Annotated in this window: 17 protein-coding genes and 1 pseudogene; 4 read left to right on the top strand and 14 right to left on the bottom strand. The window is 71.6% G+C overall.

The genetic code is table 11. The features are described 5' to 3' along the window. Nucleotides 1–9 precede the first annotated feature (9 nt). Entirely contained in the window at nt 10–579 is a 570-nt protein-coding gene (locus ACFZCY_RS42180; RefSeq protein WP_391186333.1) for a TetR family transcriptional regulator, read from the top strand. Nucleotides 580–601: 22 nt separating this feature from the next. Here the strand turns inward: ACFZCY_RS42180 and ACFZCY_RS42175 are convergent, their stop codons facing one another. Continuing rightward, the gene (locus ACFZCY_RS42175) at nt 602–1,165 is read right to left on the bottom strand and encodes a DUF488 family protein (protein ID WP_391186330.1); all 564 of its coding nucleotides are present in this window, start codon (nt 1,163–1,165) and stop codon (nt 602–604) included. A gap of 180 nt (nt 1,166–1,345) precedes the next feature. On the opposite strand from ACFZCY_RS42175, the gene ACFZCY_RS42170 reads away from it, so the two are divergent. After that, nucleotides 1,346–2,125, top strand: coding sequence for an SOS response-associated peptidase family protein (locus ACFZCY_RS42170; RefSeq protein ID WP_391186327.1), 780 nt, complete (start codon nt 1,346–1,348; stop codon nt 2,123–2,125). Here ACFZCY_RS42170 and ACFZCY_RS42165 read toward each other — a convergent pair. The 7 genes from ACFZCY_RS42165 to ACFZCY_RS42135 form a co-directional block, all read right to left on the bottom strand. Beyond that, on the bottom strand, nt 2,076–2,867 hold the full coding sequence (locus tag ACFZCY_RS42165) for an alpha/beta fold hydrolase (protein WP_391186324.1): 792 nt from the start codon (nt 2,865–2,867) through the stop codon (nt 2,076–2,078). The two genes, ACFZCY_RS42170 and ACFZCY_RS42165, sit on opposite strands and share 50 nt — an antisense overlap. Continuing rightward, nucleotides 2,864–10,156 carry an SDR family NAD(P)-dependent oxidoreductase gene (locus ACFZCY_RS42160; RefSeq protein WP_391186321.1) on the bottom strand — a complete coding sequence of 2,431 codons (7,293 nt, stop codon included), beginning with the start codon at nt 10,154–10,156 and terminating at the stop codon, nt 2,864–2,866. The genes ACFZCY_RS42165 and ACFZCY_RS42160 overlap by 4 nt, the downstream gene beginning before the upstream one ends. A 227-nt stretch (nt 10,157–10,383) precedes the next feature. Next, on the bottom strand, nt 10,384–10,578 hold the full coding sequence (locus ACFZCY_RS42155) for a 4Fe-4S domain-containing protein (protein WP_391186318.1): 195 nt from the start codon (nt 10,576–10,578) through the stop codon (nt 10,384–10,386). Then, the gene (locus ACFZCY_RS42150) at nt 10,575–11,759 is read right to left on the bottom strand and encodes an FAD-dependent oxidoreductase (protein WP_391186315.1); all 1,185 of its coding nucleotides are present in this window, start codon (nt 11,757–11,759) and stop codon (nt 10,575–10,577) included. The genes ACFZCY_RS42155 and ACFZCY_RS42150 overlap by 4 nt, the downstream gene beginning before the upstream one ends. Next, nucleotides 11,756–11,956, bottom strand: a complete 201-nt coding sequence (locus ACFZCY_RS42145) for a 4Fe-4S domain-containing protein (RefSeq protein ID WP_391186313.1) — start codon at nt 11,954–11,956, stop codon at nt 11,756–11,758. The genes ACFZCY_RS42150 and ACFZCY_RS42145 overlap by 4 nt, the downstream gene beginning before the upstream one ends. 61 nt (nt 11,957–12,017) lie before the next feature. After that, nucleotides 12,018–13,247, bottom strand: a complete 1,230-nt coding sequence (locus tag ACFZCY_RS42140; protein ID WP_391186310.1) for a cytochrome P450 — start codon at nt 13,245–13,247, stop codon at nt 12,018–12,020. Between the two features lie 193 nt (nt 13,248–13,440). After that, nucleotides 13,441–14,097, bottom strand: a complete 657-nt coding sequence (locus ACFZCY_RS42135; RefSeq protein ID WP_391186307.1) for a TetR family transcriptional regulator — start codon at nt 14,095–14,097, stop codon at nt 13,441–13,443. Between the two features lie 349 nt (nt 14,098–14,446). Between ACFZCY_RS42135 and ACFZCY_RS42130 the strand changes: the two are divergent. Next, a pseudogene (locus tag ACFZCY_RS42130) lies at nt 14,447–14,829 on the top strand (cytochrome P450); the annotation flags it as partial. Nucleotides 14,830–14,878: 49 nt separating this feature from the next. Here the strand turns inward: ACFZCY_RS42130 and ACFZCY_RS42125 are convergent. Then, nucleotides 14,879–15,499: a glycoside hydrolase family 3 N-terminal domain-containing protein gene (locus ACFZCY_RS42125; RefSeq protein ID WP_391186304.1), complete on the bottom strand. Its 621-nt coding sequence runs from the start codon at nt 15,497–15,499 to the stop codon at nt 14,879–14,881. Nucleotides 15,500–15,535: 36 nt separating this feature from the next. Here ACFZCY_RS42125 and ACFZCY_RS42120 point away from each other — a divergent pair, with 36 nt between their 5' ends. After that, nucleotides 15,536–15,703 (top strand): hypothetical protein, encoded by a 168-nt coding sequence (locus ACFZCY_RS42120; RefSeq protein WP_391186301.1) that lies wholly within the window; start codon nt 15,536–15,538, stop codon nt 15,701–15,703. Between the two features lie 259 nt (nt 15,704–15,962). Here ACFZCY_RS42120 and ACFZCY_RS42115 read toward each other — a convergent pair whose 3' ends face one another. The 5 genes from ACFZCY_RS42115 to ACFZCY_RS42095 all read right to left on the bottom strand — a co-directional run bounded on the left by ACFZCY_RS42115 (nt 15,963) and on the right by ACFZCY_RS42095 (nt 20,957). Continuing rightward, nucleotides 15,963–16,889 carry an alpha/beta hydrolase fold domain-containing protein gene (locus tag ACFZCY_RS42115; protein ID WP_391186299.1) on the bottom strand — a complete coding sequence of 309 codons (927 nt, stop codon included), beginning with the start codon at nt 16,887–16,889 and terminating at the stop codon, nt 15,963–15,965. 102 nt (nt 16,890–16,991) lie between these two features. Then, nucleotides 16,992–17,615 (bottom strand): TetR family transcriptional regulator, encoded by a 624-nt coding sequence (locus ACFZCY_RS42110; protein ID WP_391186296.1) that lies wholly within the window; start codon nt 17,613–17,615, stop codon nt 16,992–16,994. Nucleotides 17,616–17,630: 15 nt separating this feature from the next. Then, complete coding sequence (locus ACFZCY_RS42105; protein WP_391186293.1) at nt 17,631–18,023, bottom strand: hypothetical protein; 393 nt, start codon at nt 18,021–18,023, stop codon at nt 17,631–17,633. A gap of 391 nt (nt 18,024–18,414) precedes the next feature. Continuing rightward, nucleotides 18,415–19,842 carry a C4-dicarboxylate transporter DctA gene (gene dctA, locus ACFZCY_RS42100; protein ID WP_391186290.1) on the bottom strand — a complete coding sequence of 476 codons (1,428 nt, stop codon included), beginning with the start codon at nt 19,840–19,842 and terminating at the stop codon, nt 18,415–18,417. Beyond that, complete coding sequence (locus ACFZCY_RS42095; RefSeq protein WP_391186288.1) at nt 19,839–20,957, bottom strand: PrpF domain-containing protein; 1,119 nt, start codon at nt 20,955–20,957, stop codon at nt 19,839–19,841. The genes dctA and ACFZCY_RS42095 overlap by 4 nt, the downstream gene beginning before the upstream one ends. Nucleotides 20,958–21,018 lie beyond the last annotated feature (61 nt).

The following is a 21,018-nucleotide window of genomic DNA, read 5'->3' as shown; positions in this document are numbered from 1 at the left end:
GCCAAGAGCGTGCGACGCCGAGCCGAGATCATCAGCTCCGCCACCTCCGTCTTCTCGGCGCGCGGCTACCGGGGCGGGTCCCTGCGGGAGATCGCCAAACAACTCGATCTCAGCCTGACCAGCGTCGTGCACCACTTCCCCAGCAAAAGCGCGCTCCTCGTGGCCGTCCTCGAGAACGCCGACTTCGCGAGCGTCGACTCCTTCCAGTCGGACAGCCGGAGCGAGGGCGTGGCGTACGCCGTGCTGCAGTACGTTCGCCGCAACCTCGAGCGGCAGGAGATGCTGCGGTTGCTCGCCCTCATGGCCGCGGAATCCTCAGCTCCGGACCATCCCGCGCACCAGTGGTTCCGTGACAGGTACGAGACGGTCATCGCCACCCTCGCGATCACCATCCAGCGGGACCAGGACAAGGGCCGCGTCTCCAACAGCCGGGACCCCCGCGCGATCGCGGGGGCCCTTGTCGCCGTGTGGGACGGACTCCAACTCCAGTGGCTCATCGACCAGCGAATCGACCTCGTCGGGGGGATGACAGCCGCGATGGAAGATCTCCTGGGTACCCGACTCCACCGCGACGCGTAGCCGCGTCTCCCCATCCGGTCCGTCAGGACGGGCGGGGTTCGCCCGGCGCGTGCGCTGCCGCGAGGTCGTCGTAGACGAGCAGACCGTCCTCGCGCAGCCGCACACCCGGCGTCGGCACATGGAGGTGCGGCTTCCCGTCATGCGTCAGATGGTGCACCGGCGTCCCTCGCGCGAGGACGGCGAAGTCGGCGATCAGCCGGCGGTGGCAGCGCCACCAGACCGCTTCGCCGCACATCACCGCCGTACGGGCCATCGCGGCGTCGTGCAGCAGCCGTTCCATGGCGGCGAGGAAACCCGGCGTTCTGGTGTGTGCGGCATAGCCGCGGAAGGACGCGTTGCGCCAGACCACGTCCGGGCTGTCCGGAGGCGGTTTGCGAAAGCCGCCGAGGTCGGGCTCCCAGCGGTAGGCGATCCCATGTGCGGGCATCCACACCTCCAGCCGCTGCCTGGCCAGGTCCGGATCGCGACGGCTGCCCGGGGCGATGCGTACGTCGACGACGGCCGTGACGCCGGCGCCATGAAGCAGTCGGATGATCTGTTCACGGTCGGCGGTGCCGTGCCCGAAGGTGATCAGTAGCGGTTCCATGTTCCTCCGCGTGGCCAGCACAGCGGGTGGTGACCGGCGGGCCCTCATCGGCCGCCGGGGCTGTCGCGACGGGTTACCAGGGCGGGCCGCCTTCAAAGCGGGCGGCGCGCGGCATGCTGTGCGGCTGTGGTGGCGTGGGCCATCCGCCGTCCCGGGGGGGATGCGTGGCACAGTGGCGATATGTGCGGCCGTTATGTGTCCACCCGCAGTCCGCAGGACCTGACCCGGCTCTTCGGCGTTCTCGACTGGCGCTCGGAGGAGACATTGGAACCGAACTGGAACGTCGCCCCCACCGACGAGGTCTATGCCGTCCTCGAGCGCGCACCGCGCGGGGACGACGACGGGGCGTCGGTGCGCAGGGAGCTGCGGGCGCTGCGGTGGGGGCTGGTGCCCTCCTGGGCGAAAGACCCGAAGATCGGTTCCCGCATGATCAACGCGCGGGTGGAGAGCGTGCACGAGAAGCCCGCTTACCGCACCGCCTTCGCCCGGCGCCGCTGCCTGCTCCCGGCCGATGGCTTCTACGAATGGCAGCGGCTCGAGAACGACAAGAGCGGTAGGAGGCGCAAGCAGCCGTATTTCATCCACCCCACCGATGAGCAGGTGATGGCCCTCGCCGGCCTGTACGAGTACTGGCGCGATCCGGAAGCGGGCGACGACGACTCGGGCGCCTGGCTGATGACCTGCACCATCATCACCACCGAGGCCACCGACGCGGCCGGTCGCGTCCACCCGCGCATGCCGCTCGCCCTGGCCCCGGAGCATTACGATGCCTGGCTCGACCCTCGCCGCGACGACGCCGACGAGCTGCGCGGCCTGCTCACTCAGCCCGCGGACGGCCACCTGAGCGCTCGGCCCGTTTCGACGGCGGTGAACAACACCCGCAACAACGGTCCGCAGCTCCTGGGCGAGGTCACCAGTCGCCCGCCGGATTCCGGTACGCGGCCAGCAGATCGTCCGTGAGCCGGCCGACCACCTCGGCCACTTGGGTGCGCAGATAGTGGTGGCCGCCGGGGAAGCGGTGCACCCGGGCGTCGGCCGTCGTACAGGCGCTCCACTCATGCAGGGTCTCGGGATCGACCATCGGGTCGTCGAGTCCGCCGAAGACGCTCAGCCGCGCGCGCAGCGGCGGCCAGGCCCGCCGCGTATGGTGCAGCAGCGCCACCGCGTCCGCGAGGAACGGGGTGTAGACGGTGCGCGTGAGCGCGTCGTCGGCCGGTGGCTCCCAGCCCATGATCTCGGTGATGACGGCGATCCCGGAGCCGAGGTTGCGCGCGATGTGGTCGTCGAGGCCGTCGCGGTCGGGTGGTGGAACGGCGGACAGTGCGAGCAGGTCCGGCTCGGTGCGTGACGCCGACCGGAGCCGGTGGGTGGCCTCGTAGGCGAGCAGCGCTCCGAAGCTGTGGCCGAAGACGGCGTAGAAACCGTCGGCGGGTGGCCGGTGCCGCAGGTCCGCGGCGATCTCTTCCGCGATACCGGCGGCGGCCCAGCCGATGTCGGTGATCGACGGTTCCCCGGTGCGGGTGCCGCGGCCCGGCAGGTCGACGGCCACCAGCTCGAAGAGTTCGGAGAATGCGGCGGTCCAGGGCAGGAAGAACTCCGATCCGGTGCCGGACGGTGGCACGCAGTAGAGCCGGATCCGCGCGGTCTGCCGGTCGGTGAGCCGGTTGAGCTCCGGGGCGGGGAAGGGCGTTCGCGGTGTCATGCGCCCCGCCTGGCCCGTCCGAGAAGGCGTGGGGCGAGCTGCCGGACACCGGCCGCGGTGGCCAGTTCCATCGTCGGGACGACGCAGTCCAGCCTGCGCTGCAGTACGGAGCTCAGCTCGGCCGCCATCAGCGACTCCAGACCGAGCTGGTCGAGCCGGGTGTCGGGGTCGATGCGTTCCGGAGTGGTCTGCAGCACCGTGGCGAGCGCCGAGACCAGCACCTCGGTGACGAGGGCCAGCGCCTCCGGCTCGTCCGCCGAGCGCACCAGCTCCGGTATGTTCCGGTCGGCTTCATGGGGATCGGCGTCCGGCGCGGGCAGAATCTCGGCGAAGCGCGGTGCGGCGACGGCGGGGAGGAGCTTCGCGGTCTGTGCCCAGTCCGTGTTCCCCACCATGACGACGTCGGCGCCGGGATCGGTGATCAGCTCGCCGAGAACCCGGGTGGCGGTCGTGGAGTCGAGTTCCCCGAACCCGGCCTGCCGCATGGTGTCGACCATGCCGGCCCGGTCGGCGTAGCCGGTGTCGGAGATGGCGCACCACTGGACGGCCAGTCCGGGCAGCCCCGCGGCCCGGCGCTGCCGGATGATCGCCTCGCCCGCCAGGTTGCCCGCGGCGTAGGTGCTTTGCCGGAGGTTGCCGGCGAGCGCGGAGATGGAGCTGTAGAAGACGAAGAAGTCCAGGGGCCGGCCGCGGGTGAGCCGGTCCAGGTGTGCCGTGCCGTCGAGTTTCGGGCTCACCACGGCGCGGGTCCGCTCGTCGTCCAGTTCCACGGCGGTGGCGTCGTCGAGGACGTCGTCGAGCACCATGGCGGCGTTGATGACGCCGCGCAGCGGGTGGCCGGTGGCGTCGATCGCGGCCACCAGTTCCCGGGTGGCCGCGGGGTCGGTGATGTCGGTGGCGTAGGCGGTCGCCTGTGCCCCCTCTTCGGCGATGCGGGCGAGCACCGCACGGGCCTCGGGGTGGGCGGCGCCGCTGCGCGAGGCCAGCGCCAGGTGGCGCGCCCCGCACCGGGCCAGCCAGAGGGCGGTGGCCGCGCCGAACCCGCCGAGCCCACCGGTGACGAGGTACGTCGCCTCCGGGTCCGGGGCCACGGGAGGGCGGGGAACGCGTACGGGGAGCGGTTCCGCGGGGTCGAGCGTGATGACGATCTTGCCGATGTGCCGGGAGTCCCGCAACAGGGCCATGGCGTCGGCGATCTGGTCCGCCGGGTAGGTGAGATGCGGCAGCGGCCGGTACACCCCGGATGCGACGTGCCCGGCCAGTTCGTCGATCATCTGGTCGGCCACCGGGCTGTCGCCCTGGAGCAGACTGGTGAGGTCGACCCCGAAGAAGGACAGGTCGCGGGAGAACGGCCGCAGGGCGAGCGCGTTGTCGGCGAGGATGTCGCGCTTCCCGAGCTCCACGAACCGGCCGTGCGGGCGCAGCAGTTCCATGCCGCGGCCCAGCGCCTCCCCCGCCACCGAGTTGAGCACCACGTCCACCCCGCGGCCCTCGGTGATGTCGAGGACCTCGTCGGCGAAGCCGAGGCTCCGCGAGTCCCGTACGTGTGCGTAGCCGAGCAGGCGCAGCAGCTGGCGTTTGGCGGGGGTGCCCGCGGTGGCGATGACGGTGGCCCCGATGTGTTCGGCGTACCGCAGCGCGGCCAGCCCCACTCCCCCGGCGGCCCCGTGCACGAGGATCGTCTCGCCCGGGCGGAGCCGGGCCTGGTAGTCGAGGCCGTAGTGCACGGTGGCGAAGACCGTCGGGATGGTGGCCGCCTCGGTGAACGGCATGTCCTCGGGGATGGGGATGGTGAGCCGGGCCGGGCAGCGCACATGCGAGGCGAGGCTTCCGGACTGGGCGACCATCACCCGGTCGCCCACGGCCCGGTCGGTCACCCCGGCACCGACGTGGGTCACCACTCCGGCGCATTCGAGGCCCAGCAGCGGGGTCCCGGTGTCCGGTGTCGCGGCCATGGGCGGCACCAGTCCCCGGGAGACCATGATGTCGGCGTAGTTGAGCGCCGCCGCCCGCACCTCGATGACCACGTCTCCCGGTCCGGGTTCGGGCGCGGCCACCGCCGTCCAGGCCGGTCCGTCGTCCGCCACGGCCAGGGCGAAGGGGCGGACGGCGCGGGTGGCGGGGCGGCGCTCGGTGATCCGTGGTACGAAGCGCCCGCCCCCGGTGAGTACGACCTCGTCCTCCTCGGTCCCGGCGAGCAGCTCCGCGCGGATGTCCGCCGCGGTGGCGCCGGGGGCCACCGCGATCCTGCGGACCCTCAGCAGGGGGTTCTCGCTGGTCAGGGTGCGGGCCTGGGCCCAGGCGGCGGCCGGGGCGGGGCGTTCGGGAACGGCGGTGCGCTCGCCGGTGGTCAGCACCCAGGCGTGCACCTCACGGCTCTCGGGCAGCGCCTGGCAGGCGGTGACCATCGCCCGGAGGACCGCCGCCTGCCGGACGACCAGGCCGACGGGGTCAGCCGTGTCCTCAGCGGCCTCGTCGCCGAGCATGACCAGGATCCCGGTGCTCTCCTCGGTGCCGTTCAGCGCGGCGCCCCATCGCGCGGCGTCGTCGGAGGCGTGGACGTGGCTCACGGAGCGGCCCGGACCGCGCAGCCGCGCCACCACGGATGCGGCCAGGTCGTCGAGGCCGTCGGTCGCCACCAGGAAGTGGCCGGGCGCCGTGGCCGTGGGCTCCGGCGCGGTCTGTTCGCGTTCGCCCCGGTCGGCGAGGAGGACCGAGCAGGTGGGCTCCTCGCCGACCTGGGCCACGTCGGTGAATCCGGCGGAGCGCAGGACTGGGGGCCACTGGTCCCGGGCCAGCAGCGTGTCCTCGCGCAGATCGGTGTCGGTGAAGCCGGTCGCCGAGGGGAGCAGTCCGTAGCAGGGGGCGAAGAGGTCGTTGTCGTGGAACTCCACGGCGAGCAACCGGCCACCGGTGTCCAGGAGTTCGGCGACATGGCCGAGGGCCCGGCGCACATTGGTGGTGGCGTGCAGCACGTTGGCGGCGATCACCAGGTCGAAGGAGGCGGCTCCGAAGCCCTGTTCGGTGGGGTCCCGGTCCAGATCCAGCGTCCGGTAGTCGAGGAACCGGTGGCCGGCGAAGCGGTGGCGGGCGCGGGGGAAGAACGCGCTGGAGATGTCCGTGTAGGCGTAGGTGGTGCGGTCGGCGGGCAGCCGGGGCAGCAGCCAGGCGGTGGTGGACCCGGTGCCGGCGCCGACCTCCAGGATCCGCAGCGGCCGGTCCGCGGGCCAGGCGTCGACCAGTGCGGTGAGCAGTTCCCCGGCCATCCGGTTCAGGTAGTGGTGTACCACGGAGGTCGTGTAGTGCAGCTCGGCGAGGCGCTCGGTGTCCGAGAAGAGCAGGCGCACCGGGTCGACGTCTCCGGTGAGCACACCGGCCAGTTGCGGGCCGCACCGCGCGTACAGGAGCAGCTCCGGCGCCATGGCGGGGAAGTCGCGCAGCAGACCGGCGAGAAGCCGGTCCGGTTCCGGGGTCCGGTCGAGCACGCCTTCCCGTTCGGCGAGCGCCCGCAGGTTCTCGTACAGCCCGCGGTTGGCCGGTCGCTCGCCCCTCTCCTCCAGTTCGGCGAGCGCGGCCGTCACGAAGTGGCCGGTCAGGTGTTTCACCCGGCGTACGAAGGCGGGGCTGTCGTGGCTTCGGGCCGCAGTGCTCAGCGCCGCCACTTCGGTGGCCCGCGCGGCGGCGAGCGCGGTGGCGGTCGGCTGCCCGATCGGGCCGGTGGTCCCGGGCAGTGGTGCGGCCCGGAGCGTGGTGACGATGCGGTCGACGCCGCTCGCGGCTCCCTTGTTGCGGCGTACGTGGACTCCGCGCAGCTCCATGGCGACGGTGCCGTCCGGGTCCGCGACGGTGATGTCCACCACCGCCTCGCGCAGCGTCAGGTCGCGCGTGCGGATCAGTGCCACGCCCCGGTCGGCCGGGGTACGCCAGAACCGGACCCGCTCCAGTGCGGCGGGCAGGAACTGGTGGACCTGGCCGTTCTCGGCGCGGGGAAGCAGCGCCGCGATGGATTGCAGCGTGGAGTCGATCAGGGCCGGGTGGGCGTGGAACCCCTGCGCCCCGGAGGGGTTGGCGTAGTCGGCGAGCACCGTGTCGTCGGCCACGGCGAGCCGCTGGACACCGCGGAACGCCTCTCCGTACGCCAGCTCGACCTGCCGCATCCGTGCGTAGTGCCGTTCACCGGAGATCTCGGTCCGGGCGGCCGCGCGGATGGCCGCCACGTCCAGGGGCGCCGGAGGTTCGCCGTGCAGTCGGCGCACCCGCCCCTTCGCGTGTTCCTGCCAGTCCTCCTCGCCCCGGCGGGAGGCCACGCGGAGTACTTCACCGGCGAGGCGGGTCTGCACGGTGGTGTCCATGTCGGCGTCGTCCCACGGCAGTACGAGCGCCTTGCCGATGTCGAGGCCGGTGACCTCCACGGCCCCCTCGTGGCGGGTCCGTCCGGCCGCGAGCGCCATCTCCAGGTACGCGGCGCCCGGCATCACGACCGTCCCGCTCACCCGGTGGTCGCCGATCCAGCCGTGCCGCGACGGCTCGACCGGGGTCTGCCAGGTTGGTTCCACGGTCGGCAGCCGGTCGCCGAGCAGCTGGTGGCCCGACTCCTGCCCGCCGCCCGGTCGCGCCGACCACCAGTCCGGGCCGCCGTTGAAGTGGGGCTCGCGCTGCCATGGGTAGGCGGGCAGCGGCACCACCTTGCCGCGTACCGGGAACCAGGTGTCCCAGCCGACCTCGGCCCCGGTGGCGAGCACCGCCGCGCAGGTGGTCCGCACCGAGGCCGCGCCGGCCGCCTCGCGGGACAGCGTGCCGACCGTGGTCACCGGCCGGTCCACGGTGGCGCACTGCCTGCGCAGATAGCCCAGCAGCACCGGATGGGGGCCGATCTCCACGAGCGTGCCGCAGCCGTGCTCGTCCACCAGCCCGGTGACGGCGGGCCCGAACAGCACCGGCTCCCGGATGTTGCGCCACCAGTATCCGGCGCCCAGGTCGGTGCCCGGCAGTGTCCCGCCGGTGACGGTGGAGACGAACGCCGCGGTACCGGCTCGTGGCGCGAGCCCGGCCAGCGACGTGCGCAGCCGGTCCCGGATCGGTTCCATCGACCGGCTGTGAAAGGCGTAATCCAGGTCCAGCTCCCGGACGAACACACCGCGGCGGAGCAACTCGTCCCCGAGCGCGGCCAGTTCCGCGGCGGGTCCGGAGAGCGTCACATCGGTGGGACTGTTCACCGCGGCCAGCTCCAGGTCCCGGCCGGCGATCAGCGCGGGGACCTCGTCGGCGGGGAGCCCCACCGCGGCCATCCGGCCGCCACCGGCGGTGTCGGCCTGCGCGTGACCGCGTTCGGCGATGACCCGGCAGGCCGACGGCAGGTCCAGCGCCCCGCAGGCGTGCGCCGCGGCCACTTCGCCCACCGAATGCCCCGCCACCGCGGCGGGCCTGATGCCACGCTCCCGCAGCAGTGCGGTCAGCCCGATCTGCACCGCGAACAGCAGCGGCTGGGCGATCTCGGTCCGGTGCAGCTCCGGCCCCGCGGACCTCAGCTCCGCCAGCACCGACCAGCCCAGGTGTCCGGCCAGTTCGGCGTCCACCTCGGTGACGGCGTCGCGGAACACCGGTTCGGCATCCAGCAGTTCCGCGCCCATGCCCGCCCACTGGGCGCCGTTGCCGGAGTACACGAACGCCACCGGCCCCGGGCTCGCGCTCGCCGCCGCTCCCCCGCTCACGGGGGTGCCGTCGGCGATGGTCTCCAGCAGCGCGGCGGCCTGTTCGGCGCTGCCGGCCATGACGGCGGCCCGTTCGCGGTGGTGTCCGCGCCGGAGGCAGCTGGTGAAGGCGATGTCGTAGAACGCGTCGGTGGTGTCCCGGAGCCGGGCGGCGGTGCGGGTGGCGGCCTCGGTGAGCGCCTCCGGGGTGGCCGCCGAGACCAGCACCGGCAGGGACGTCACCTCCGGCGGCGGGGTGACGGAGGGCAGGAGTGGCGGGCCGAGGACGGCGTGGGCGTTGGCCCCGCCGAATCCGAACGAGTTGACCGCCAGTGCCCCGGGGGCCAGGGGCCGCGGCGCGGTCACCGGCTCCAGGCCCAGCGTGGAGAAGTCGATGGCGGGGTTGAGCGGTTCGGCGTGCAGCGACGCCGGAATCACACCGTGGCGCAGCATCAGCACGCATTTGAGCAGACCGGCCATGCCCGCCGCGGACTCCAGGTGGCCGAGGTTCGACTTCACCGAGCCGATGGGCAGCGGCGTACTCCGGCCCGCGCCGAGCGCCTGCCCCAGCGCCCGGCACTCGATCGGGTCGCCCGCCTGCGTACCGGTGCCATGTGCTTCCACATAGGACATGTCCTCGGGGCGCACCCCGGCGCGGTGGTGCACTTGGCGCATCAGGTGCACCTGGGCCTGTGCGCTGGGCAGCGAGAGCCCGGGGGTGCGTCCGTCCGCGCCCACTCCGGTGCCGAGGACCACGGCGTGCACGGTGTCGCCGTCCGCCTTGGCGTCGGCGAGGCGCTTGAGGACCACCACCGCGCCGCCCTCGGCGCGGACGTATCCGTCGGCGTCCGCGGAGAAGGAGCGGCAACGGCCGCCGCGGGAGAGCATGGACGCCTTGGAGAACCCGATGAAATCCCCCGGGCTCAGGAGCAGATTGATCCCGCAGGCGAGCGCGACGCCGCCGTCTCCGGCGTCTGCGGCACGGAGGTGTGCGCAGGCCTGGTGCAGGGCGACCAGGGATGAGGAACAGGCTGTGTCCACCGCCATGGACGGCCCCCGCAGGTCGAACAGGTGCGAGATCCGGTTGGCGGTGTTGCAGAGCGCCGCGCCCGCCATGGTGTACGCCGTGATCGCCTCCGGGCGGGCGTACTGGAGTTGGCCGTAGTTGGCGTTGCTCACGCCCACGTGGACCCCGGAGCCGGACCCGGCGAGGGTCGCCGGGTCGATACCGGCGTCGTCGAGGGCTTCCCTGGCCATCTCCAGCAGCAGCCGCTGCTGCGGGTCCATCCGGCTCGCCTCACGGGGCGACAGTCCGAAGAACGCGGCGTCGAATCCGGTGATGTCCTCCAGGAATCCGCCCGCGGCCGAGTACGCCTTGCCGGGCCGTCGTGGATCGGGGTCCACGAACCGGCGCGTGTCGAACCGGTCCGCCGGTATCTCACCGACCAGATCGCGCCCGTCGGCGAGCGCGGCCCACAGCCCCTCGGGCGCCGTGATGCCACCCGGCAGCCGGCAGCTGAGCCCGACGACGGCGATATCGTCGGCCTGCTCTTCACGGGCGAACGGGGCGGGCAGCGTGGATGTGTTCTGTTGCGCCATCGCCACCGACCCTATCAACGGCAGCCCCCGGTCAGCGGGTTGCGGCGGACGCGTGGCGGGTCGCCCCGGGACCCGCTGGCCGGAGGGAACGCCGGGGACCGCTCAGCGGAAGAACGTGCGGAGGTCCGCGACGATCAGGTCGTGCCCAGCGGCACGCCGTAGTCCCAACCGGCGCCCGATGGTTCGTCCGGCCGGCGGGTCAGGTCGTGGCGGCCGCGGGCGGTCCCTCATTCCTCGATCGTGATGGCCGGCGCGGGGCAGACGGCCGCGGCGTGCCGGACGTCGTCGGCCTGGCCGGCGGGCGGGTTCTCATTGAGCAGGACCACGATGCCGTCCTCGTCACGCTGGTCGAAGATCTGCTCGGCGCTCATGACGCATTGTCCGGACGCGACACACTTGTGCTGGTCGACCGCCACCTTCATCGGATTTCCCTCCCCTGGAACGTCTCGACGACTTCCTGCCGGCGCAGCCGGGTCTGTTTGGGCATGCGCCAGCCGAGCACGCCGGTCGTGGTGCCGCCCTGGCGGTAGAGCGCGACGAAGCGGCCTTGCGCCAAGTCGCCGTCCACGACAGTCACTTCGGCTTCGACCGACAGCGCGCCATGGACCTGGATCTTGACGTCGAACTGGTCGGTCCAGAAGTACGGAACCGGGGTGTAGGGGCGGCTCTCGCCGAGGATGGTGGCGGCCACATGGCTCGCCTGCTCGGTGGCGTTGGTGCGGTTCTCCAGGCGCAGCAGGGTGCCCAGGCCGTCGTGGTGCCAGCGGGCCAGGTCTCCGACGGCGTAGACGCCGTCCGCGGCGCGGCACGAGGAGTCGCAGACGACTCCGTTGTCGATCTTGAGGCCGCTGCCGGTGAGCCACTCCGTCGCCGGGGCGGAGCCGAATGCCACCACGACGACGTCGGCGGGCAGTACCTCGCCGGTGGCCAGGTGCACTCCCGCGACGTGTCCGTCGTGTTCGGCAAGGCCGGTGACGGCGGTGCCGAGCCGTAGGCCGACTCCGCGGTCGGTGTGCAGTGCGGCGAGGTGCTGGGCGATCAGGGGGCCGAACTGGCTCTCCAGCGGTGCGGCCTGGGGTCCGGCCAGGGTGACCGACGCCCCCATGGTCCGTGCGGTGGCGGCGATTTCCGTACCGAGCACCCCGTCCCCCACCACCACGACGCGGGAGGCGGTCAGCAGCTCGGCCCGCAGGGCCAGGGCGTCGTCGAGCGTGCGCAGCACATGGACTCCGGCGAGGACATCCTGTCCGGCGAACGTACGGGGTCGCAGGCCTGTCGCCACGACGATCGCGTCGGCCCGCAGCGCACGGCCCGATGTGGTATGGACGGTCCGCGCCGCCGCGTCGAGGCCGACTGCCGCGTCGTTCAGGATGAAGTCGGCGTCCAGCGCGGACAGTTGTTCCGGCCGGCGGAGAAAGGCCCGGTCCGCCTCCCAGGTGCCGGAGAGGACCTGCTTGGACAGCGGCGGCCGGTCGTAGGGCTGATGCGGTTCGGCGCCCAGCACGGTCACACCGCCCTGGAATCCCTTCCGCCGCAGGGCTTCCACGGTGGAGAGCCCGGCCGCGGACGCTCCGACCACCAGAACGCTGGAGGGGATGCTCATGCGTCCTCGCTCACGTGGATCGCGCCCGCGGGGCACACCTGTACGCATTCACGCACCGCGTCGTGCTGGTCCTCGGAGGGCGCCGCGTCGAGCAGGATCACGATGCCGTCCTCCTCACGCTGGTCGAACACCTCCGGCGCGATCATCACGCAGGTGCCCGCGGCGCAGCACTTGTCCTCTTCCACGGTGACCTTCATCGCTGATACTCCTTCGTTGGTTCAAGGGGATGGGGTGCGAACTCCTGGGAGGTTCGCGGGATTACCAGGTCACGGGGAGTTCGTAGACGCCGTGGACCAGGCCGTCGTACTTGAAGGGGACCTGGTCCGGCTCGATGGCCAGTTCCAGGGTGGGGATGCGCCGGTAGAGGGTGCTGTAGACGACCTGCAGCTCCATGCGGGCCAGCGGCTGGCCCAGGCATTGGTGGACGCCGAAGCCGAAGGCCACGTGGCGGCGGGCGTCGCGGGTGATGTCCAGCCGGTCCGGGTCGGGGAACGCGTCGGGGTCGCGGTTGGCGATCTCGTTGGGCATGATCAGGCCCTCGCCGGCGCGTACGGTCCGTCCGGCGATCCCGAGGTCTTCCCGTGCGACGCGCATCCGCCCGTTGTGGACGATGTTCAGGTAGCGCAGCAGCTCCTCCACGGCCGAGGCGACCAGCTTCGGATCGTCGGTGCCGCGCAGGAGGGCGAGCTGGTCGGGGTTTTCCAGCAGGGCCAGCGTGCCCAGGGCGATCATGTTGGCGGTGGTCTCATGCCCGGCGATCAGCATCAGAGTGCCCATCCGGGCCGCCTCGGGCCGGGTCAGCTCCCCCGCCGCGATCCGTTCGGCCAGCCCGGACAGCAGGTCGTCACCGGGAGCGTCGAGCTTCTCGCCGACCAGGCCGTCCAGGTACTCGGTCAATGCCGCGTGGGCCGCCTGCCGCTGCTCGGGGGCGGACGTCCGCTGGATGATCGTCTTGCTGTTCTCCTGGAAGAACGCGTGGTCGTCGTAGGGGACGCCGAGCAGTTCGGATATGACCAGTGACGGCACCGGCAGGGCGAACGCCTCGACCAGATCGGTGGGGTTCGGCCCGGCCAGCAGGTCGTCGATCAGATCGTCGACGATCCTCTGCACCGCGGGGCGCATGGCCTCGACACGCTTGACGGCGAACGGCGCGGTGACCATCCGGCGCAGCCGGGCGTGCTCCGGATCGTCCATCCCGATGAAGCTGCGCTTCACACCGCCGGGCGGCAGCGGCATCGTGTGGGGGTAGCCGGGACGGTCGGCGTCGGCGCTGACCCGCGGGTCCGCCAGCGCGGCCCGCTGCTCGGCGAAGCCGGTGACCAGCCACGGGGTGCTGCCGTCCCACAGCCGGACCCGGGTCAGCGGGCCCTCCTGCCGCTGGGCGTACAGCTCCGGGGCCGGATCGAACGGGCAGCCCGCCGACTTGGTCATCGGGAAGTCGGGGATCTTGGCCGGGTTCCCCCCGACGGAACTCTGCGCGCTGGTCATGACCGCTGTCCTCTCCTCTGCTCCGCGTTCGGCCGGGCCGGTCGAACGGGGAGCACGATGCGGCCGCCGCCCGACGGGACGTGATCCGGCTACGGCCGCGGGTCGGCGCGTCGCCTCCCGAGATAAGTAAATCCGACGATTTAAAAAAGTCAAGCAGGTGGTTTAATCGATCTCGGCCGGAGCCGCCCGCCGATCAGGAGTCGTGCGTGACGGGCGCCTGCCACAACGCGACGATCACGTCGATGAGACCGGTGGCGACCTCGGACCACGTCGCGCGGGAGTAGATAGGGGCGTTGTCGGCGAGGGCGCGCTCCCTTTCGACGGCCATCTGCGTGATCAGATGGCGCGTCATGGCGGCGCGCTCCTCGTACACCTCGGCAGGCAGATCGGGCAGACAGCGGTTCATGCCCTCCTGCAGCGCGTACATCGACGGAGCGGCGACGGAGACTTCGTCGGTGGTGATCGCGTAGAGCGCGGGGTCGGCCGTGACCTGGGCGATGAACCGCGCGTACCAACTGGGGCTGCCCAGAGCCTCCAGATGCTCGGTGGTCGGACGGACCGCACAGGCCACCCAGTCCCGCAGATCGGCGGAGTCGCCGATGCCGGCCAGCAGCCGCCCCCGGATCCCCTCGATCTGCCCGGCGTGCCTGCGAACGATGGCGCGAACCAGGTCGACCTTGGTGCCGAAGTGGTAACTGACCGCGGCGTTGTTGCCCTGCCCGGCCGCCTCGCTGATCTGACGGTTGGCCACCGCGTGCACCCCGCGCTCGGCGAACAACCGCTCCGCCGCGCTCAGCAACGCCTCCCGCGTCGCGGCGACCCGCTCATCCTGCCTCGTCCTGTCTGCCATCATCACCACCACATTCGGGGCCTCACAAACTCCGCGACGACCGGCCCCACAAGCCGCCACAGACCCTCGCCCGAGCCGGGCGAGATCAAACGCCGGAAGCCTACGCAACAGCACACCGGGGCACCCCCCTTCCCATATCTTAAATCAATGGATTGATTTAAGATATCGTCGCGCACACGCCTTCGCCATCCATGGAGATGTCAGATGAGCCAGAACGACCAGGTCGTCCGTCTGCCGCTGCCCACCGAAGGACCGCTGGACCCGCCTGCCGCCTGGAAGCAGCTGCGCGAGCAGTGCCCGGTGGCCACCACCGAACTCCCCAGCGGGGACACCGGCGCGTTTCTGACCCGCCTTCCTCCACATGGACGACCCCGAACACGCCCGCATCCGCCGGATGGTCACCGGCCCGTTCATCATCAAACGCATCGAGGCCATGCGGCCCGCCGTCCAGATGATGACCGACGACTTCATCGACACCATGCCGGCCGGACCGAAACCCGCCGACCTGGTGGCCGCCCTCGCGCTGCCGCTGCCGTCCCTCGTCATCTGCGAACTGCTCGGCGTGCCCTACGAGGACCACGCGTTCTTCCAGAGCAAGAGCGCGGCGGGGTCCGCCGGGACGCGTCCCCCGAAGACTCACGGGCCGCCCCCGGCGCGCTCATGACGTACCTGGACGAGCAAATCGCGGCCAAGCTCGCCGACCCGGCCGACGACCTGCTCTCCGATCTGGCCGATGACCTCGACATCGCTGTCCAGCGCTGGCGTCGTATAGGTGAGGACGTCAGGGCAGCAGGACGACGCAGTCCGCGGCCATCTCACGTGCCAGGGCGTGGTGTTCGGCGGGTACGGTCGCCTCGGGTTCCGGGGCGACGGCGCGTGTCGCGAGGACGGCCACACGCCGTACGCTCGCGTCGGCCAGGGCCTCGTCCAGCACGCCGGCACGCACCGCCGGTACGATCGCCGCGTCGTTGGCGGTGTCCGGGCCGGGCATCTGCAGGTCGAGGCCCGCGGCCAGGGCCGCCACTCGGTGGCCGACGCCGCCCCAGTCCGAGACGACCGCTCCAGGGAAGCCCCACTCCGTGCGGAGCACATCGGTCAGCAGCCATCGGTTCTCCGGGGCCGGGACGCCATTGATCCGGTTGTAGGCGGCCGGATGCGCCTCGGTGACGATGCGTTCGAAGGCCGCCAGGCAGATCTCGCGCAGGGTGCGCTCGTCGCCGTCGGCGCTGACGCCCATCCGGCCGGTCTCCTGGTTGTTGGCGGCGAAGTGTTCGACGGTCGCTCCCACGCCCTGGGCCTGCAGGCCCCGTACGAACGCGGCACCCAGCACACCGGACAGGAGGGGGTCCTCGGAGTGGTACTCGAAGTTGCGCCCGCACAGCGGGGACCGTTTGATGTTCACTCCGGGACCCAGGACGACTCCTACGCCCAGAGCAGCGTGCTGAACCTGCTCGTCCTCATGCCCGACATCCCCGGCCTCTCCGATGGTCTGGGCTGGACCGGTGGCACGTTGGTGGCCGCCGGTGTCGCCCTCATGTCCCAGTTCCACTACAGCGTCGCCCAGCTCATGTCGATCGGCGTGCTCAGCGGGGCATCGAATCGGTGAGGCCGGAGGAACAGGCGCTGGGCAACGGCGCGCAGAGCATGATGCAGGGTGTTCTGCAGGGCGTGCTCACCCAGGTGGCCTTCGTGGTCGTCGCGCAGAAGAGCAAGGTGATGAAGGGCACCGCCTTCTACTCCGACGACAGCTACACCAACGGTTTTCTGCTGTTCGCCGGGGTGGTCGCCATCCCGGACCGGTCCTCCCCGTGGCCACTCGGCCGGCTGCGTCTCCCCGCCGGAGCCGGCCGGGTGGTGGCGGGTGGTCAGCCGGAGAGCGTGGTCACGAAGAAGTCGAGCGAGCGGTCGACTTCCTTGAGGGAGGGGCCCCGGTTCAGGTGTCCGTGCGTCATGCCCACCGCGAGGTGCGTTCGGACGGGGACACCGGACTCCTCCAGTTGCCGGGCGAGCAGGTCGCCGGACGGCCGGAGGTCGTCGAACTCGGACAGGACGATGCCGGTGGCGGGAAGACCGTCGAGGTTCGCCGCCCCGGGCATCGCGGCCGCCGGCAGATCGGTCAGGCGGCCCACGTAGTTGCCCACCATGTGTTCGATCGACGCGGTGGTGAACCGCAGGAGCGCCGGCAGGTCCCGCATCCCGGCCGCGGTCTCGTCGTCCAGAGCCGGGGTCGGGAAGTGGGCGAAGGGATAGGCGAGCAGCAGGGTGTCCGGACGGGGTTCGTCCTGGTCGCGCAGGCGGATCGCGGTGGACAGGGCGAGGGCGGCACCCGCGCTCGCGCCCCCGAGGCCGACAGGACCGGACCGCGGCGGGTGGGTTTCGGTGAGCCAGCGCCACGCGGCGTGCGCGTCGTCGACGGGAACCGGGTAGCGCGTGCCGTTGACGGCCAGGCGGTAGTCGACGGAGACCACCAACGCCTCGGCGCGGGAGGCGAGTTCGGCAGACACCAGGTGCGCTTCCGGCATGTCGAGATCACCACCCATGAACCCGCCACCGTGCAGCCACAGCAGTGCGCGGCGAGGCTCGCCGCTGGGGGTGTAGGTCCGGACGGGGACCTCTCCGTGGGGTCCGGGGACGGTGCGGTTCTCGACGGAGACGTCCGGCATGGTCCACTCGCCGGGATCGCGGAAGTATTCCGTGAACCTGGCCATGGCATCCGGGTCGGCCTGGGCGTCCTCCCAGCTGAGGCCCTGGAGAAGGTGCGTCTTCCCGGCGAGGAAAGGATCAAGCGGCATGGGTGCTCCCGTGGTGTGCGGCACCCAAAATCTAGCACTCTTAAAAATTTACGGCGAGAGGCCGCCACCACGCGAAAGCCGGGCCGGTCGAGGGCCGGCCGATCACTCTTCCGGCTCGGTTTCCGGACCGGAGCCGGCCGGAGGCATCAGCATCCGCGTGAAGGACTTGGCGACCGCGGCGATGTCCACCGCGGGGCCGTGCATCCACTGGATCTGCAGGCCGTCCAAAACCGCCAGCACCGCCCTGGCCAGGTGCTCGGCCGGTAGGTCGGCCCGGATCACCCCGGCCCGCTGTGCCTCCTCCAAGTCCTGCGTGACCTCCGCCGCGAGGTCCCGGTAGCGCTCGGCGAAGTAGCCGTGCGCGGGACTCTCCGGGTCGGTGGCCGCCGCCGAGAGCGTGACGTACAGCTTGGCCAGCCCGGGGTGATCGGTGGTGTGACGCGTGCTCGCCACCATGTTGTCGATCATGCTCCGGTCCTCTCCGGCGCCACCGGCGAGCGACTTGCCCAGCACGTCCCGCCGGTCCAGGACCGCGAGGAGCAGGTCGTCGCGGGTGGGGAAGTAGTACGTCAGCGCGGGCTGCGTCACCCCGACCCGGTCGGCGATGTCCTGCATGGAGGCTCGTTCTCCGTGCTCGTCGATCGCCTCGTAGGCGGCCTGGAGGATCCGTTCCCGTCGCTCCGCGCTCTTGCGATACGGGCCCCGGGGCTTCCGCTGGTTCGTCATCCGTCAGACCGTACTTCACTTCGTTCGTCGGCAGGATGGGCGTGTGACCTGGGCACCGACCGTGATCGTCGCTCTGCCGGGGAGGGCGTCGGCGGCGACTCCGGCCAGTACGGTGACGTCGCCCGGCTCGATGCCGCGGCGCCCGTCGGCCAGGGTGCAGCCCGCCGACATGCGGGGAGCCCCGCTGCCGGTGACCTCCGACGAACCGGTGCGGGAGGCGGGGCTGTTCGGCATCCACGGCGGGCACGTCAACGTCACCGACGGCCGGTAGGTGTACATGCGGGCGCCGGTCCCGGCCGAGAACGGCCCGCTGTACGAGCACACGCTGATGCCGACCCACATGCGCGGGCGCTTCACCCCCGAGGAGCTGTCCGGCCTCGAACTCACCGAGCCCTTCGACTTCACCAAGGGCGTCCGCACCCTCCGCGTGGCCGGCCGGACCTTCGTGAACCCCTACCGCTTCGGCACGCTCCTGTTCGACCTGCGCACCGACCCGGAACAGCGCGTGCCGATCGTCGACGACGCGGTGGAGCTCCGCATGGCGAACCTGCTCGTCGGTCTCATGCGGGCCGACGACGCCCCGCCGAGCCAGTACGAACGTCTCGGGCTGCCCGCCGACGGACCGCTGACGGAGGACCACCTCCTGGTGAAGGAGCAGCGCCACCTGGCCGAAGCGGCCCAGGAGCCGCTGCCGACGCCGGAGGACTACCCGGAGGGTAGACCTCTCGGCGCTCTGAGCGGACGGCGGCGCCGGTCCGGAGCAGGGGCTCCGGACCGGCTGTGCGGGGGGGTACGTACGTCAGCCGGCGGCGGCCACGGGCTCACGGTCCGTCCCGGCCGCCGGCTTCGGGTCGGGCTCCGTGGGCTTCTCACCGGGTGCGGGGTCGGCCTGCGGCTCGGAGGTGTGATCGGAAGCGGAGGTGTAGGGGATCTCGCCACGGAGGACGGCCTTGGCGCGGTCCTCGTCGAGCTGCCCCTCCCACTTGGCCACCGCCAGGGTGGCGACACCGTTGCCGACCACGCTGGTCAGGGCGCGGGCCTCGGACATGAAGCGGTCGACGCCGAAGATGAGCGCCAGCGCGGCGGCGGGTACGTGGGGAACCGCGCTGAGGGTGGCGGCCAGGGCGATGAATCCGGAGCCGCTGACCCCGGCCGCGCCCTTGGACGTGACCAGCATGACGGCGAGCATCGACAGCTGCTCGGTGAGGCTGAGGTCGATGCCGAGGGCCTGGCCGAGGAAGACCGAGCCCATGGTCAGGTAGATGGCGGTGCCGTCGAGGTTGAAGGAGTACCCGGCGGGCAGCGTGATGCCGACGACCGGCTTGGAGGCACCCGCGTGCTCCAGCTTGCCCATCATCCGGGGCAACACCGGCTCGCTGGACGAGGTGCCCAGGACGATCAGCAGCTCTTCCCTGATGTAGCGGAGGAAGGGCAGCAGACGCAGTCCGTTGATCCGCATGACCGTGCCCAGGACGACCAGGACGAAGAACAGGGCGGTGAGCCAGAAGGAGCCGACCAGCAGGAAGAGGTGGCGCAGGGTGTCCAGTCCGTAGTTGCCGATGGTGAAGGCCATGGAGCCGAAGGCGCCGACCGGGGCCAGCCGCATGATCCAGCGGATGAGCGTGAACAGGACCTTGGACAGCTTCTCGATGCCCTGGGTGATCCCCAGACCCGCCTCGCCGGCGGCGTTCAGGCCGAAGCCGAACAGCACCGAGATCAGAAGGACCGGCAGGATCTCGTGACCGGTCAGCGCGCCGGCCAGGGTGTCCGGAATCATGGCGAGTACGAACGCGGCGAAGCTCTCGTGGCTCGCGGTCGCCTCCGGCGGCAGCCCCTCGGTGGACAGGGTGGAGACGTCGACGTGCAGTCCGCTGCCGGGCTGGACGACGTTGACGACGACCAGCCCGATCACCATGGCGACGGTGGTCAGGACCTCGAAGTAGATCAGCGCCTTGAGGCTGACCCGGCCGACGGCGCGCGCGTTGCCCATGGAGGCGATGCCATGGACGACGGTACAGAAGATGATCGGCGCGATCATCATGCGTACCAGGGCGATGAAACCATCGCCCAGGGGTTTCAGCTCGGCTCCGAACGACGGCCACAGCCAGCCGACGGCGGCCCCGGCGAGGACACCGATCAGGCACTGCACGTAGAGCAGGGACAGCAGCCGGCGGATGCGGCGCGGTGGAGCGGTGCCGGTACCCGGCGCGGCGTCGTTGCGGCTCATGCGTGGCGTCCTTCCAGGACGGGAACGAGAAGTTCGGCTCGGGCGATGCGGCGGGCGGCGCGGTGCAGCAGCACCGTGGGGGACGCGCCGTCCACCGCGGGGACGGCTCGGGTGGTGATGACACCAGCCGGGGTGCCCAGGCGCAGCGTGCCGTCGGCGGTCTGCCGGGCGAGGCGGTGGGCGAGGGTGCCGGGGATGGCGGCCGCGGTGGCCAGGGCGACGGCCGAGGTGAGACCGATCGCCGGGTGGGGTGCGTGCATGGAGACCATGCGCACGCCCAGGTCGTACTCGTCCTGTGCGACCAGGGTGCCATGGGTGGTGCGGTACGGGGCAGGTCCCGCGACGACACCGACCTTCGGTACGGCGTGGCCCACGGGATCGCTCTCCTCGGCCAGCCCCATGGTCAGGGCGGCCCGGCGGCGCAGCACGGTGAGCGCGGGCACCGCCGCGGAGAACTCGGCCGGGGATTCGGTGCCGTCGAGGCCGAATGCCTTGGCCTCGAACAAGGCGGCCGGGGCGCCGGCGTCGACCAGGGATGCCTCGACCGGGCCGGCGGGCCCGGCCAGGGTGTCCAGGGCGCGGCCGGTCGGCAGGGCGCGCCCCGTGGTCGTACCCGCCGGGTCCTCGAAACCGAGCAGGACCGGCACACCGAGCGCGGCAGTGCCCGGCACCGCGGCCACGCCCTCGTCGGGCGCCGCGCCTCCGGGGGTGGGGATGGTGCCGCTGAGGCGGGCCCCGGTGTTGACGTTGAGCATCCGCACCGTGGTGGAGTCCGACGTGATCCGCACCAGGTCGTTGTGGACGGCGTACAGGGCGACGGCGGTGGCGCAGTTGCCGCAGTTGCTGGTCCACTCCACGTGCTCGTCACCGATGCCGACCTGCGCGAAGGCGTACTCGACGTCGATGCCCGGCTCGGGCGACGCCTGCACGATCGCGGCCTTGGAGGTGGTGGAGGAGGCACCGCCGACACCGTCGATCTGGCGGGGGTCGGCGGCGTTGTAGGCGGCGAGCAGCAAGGTGTCGGCATCCACACCGCTCGCCACCACATCGTGGCGGTCGAAGATCCAGCACTTGCTGGTTCCTCCGCGGATCATCTCGCCCTGCAGACGCAACACAACAGACTCCTCGTGGAAACCCAGACGGCTCTTCCGTGTGGGGTGTGATCCACAGTGGGCG

This window comes from Streptomyces sp. NPDC007983 (assembly GCF_042958345.1).
Classification (GTDB): domain Bacteria; phylum Actinomycetota; class Actinomycetes; order Streptomycetales; family Streptomycetaceae; genus Streptomyces.
This window is presented reverse-complemented; position numbering and strand designations above follow the sequence as displayed.

Coding starts and splice junctions, on each gene's coding strand:
- ACFZCY_RS42155 (WP_391186318.1), bottom strand. CDS start 10,578: ATGAAGGTGGCGGTCGACCAGCACAAGTGTGTCGCGTCCGGACAATGC.
- ACFZCY_RS42145 (WP_391186313.1), bottom strand. CDS start 11,956: ATGAAGGTCACCGTGGAAGAGGACAAGTGCTGCGCCGCGGGCACCTGC.
- ACFZCY_RS42135 (WP_391186307.1), bottom strand. CDS start 14,097: ATGGCAGACAGGACGAGGCAGGATGAGCGGGTCGCCGCGACGCGGGAG.
- ACFZCY_RS42165 (WP_391186324.1), bottom strand. CDS start 2,867: ATGACACCGCGAACGCCCTTCCCCGCCCCGGAGCTCAACCGGCTCACC.
- ACFZCY_RS42140 (WP_391186310.1), bottom strand. CDS start 13,247: ATGACCAGCGCGCAGAGTTCCGTCGGGGGGAACCCGGCCAAGATCCCC.
- ACFZCY_RS42150 (WP_391186315.1), bottom strand. CDS start 11,759: ATGAGCATCCCCTCCAGCGTTCTGGTGGTCGGAGCGTCCGCGGCCGGG.
- ACFZCY_RS42175 (WP_391186330.1), bottom strand. CDS start 1,165: ATGGAACCGCTACTGATCACCTTCGGGCACGGCACCGCCGACCGTGAA.
- ACFZCY_RS42170 (WP_391186327.1), top strand. CDS start 1,346: ATGTGCGGCCGTTATGTGTCCACCCGCAGTCCGCAGGACCTGACCCGG.
- ACFZCY_RS42160 (WP_391186321.1), bottom strand. CDS start 10,156: ATGGCGCAACAGAACACATCCACGCTGCCCGCCCCGTTCGCCCGTGAA.
- dctA (WP_391186290.1), bottom strand. CDS start 19,842: ATGAGCCGCAACGACGCCGCGCCGGGTACCGGCACCGCTCCACCGCGC.
- ACFZCY_RS42110 (WP_391186296.1), bottom strand. CDS start 17,615: ATGACGAACCAGCGGAAGCCCCGGGGCCCGTATCGCAAGAGCGCGGAG.
- ACFZCY_RS42115 (WP_391186299.1), bottom strand. CDS start 16,889: ATGCCGCTTGATCCTTTCCTCGCCGGGAAGACGCACCTTCTCCAGGGC.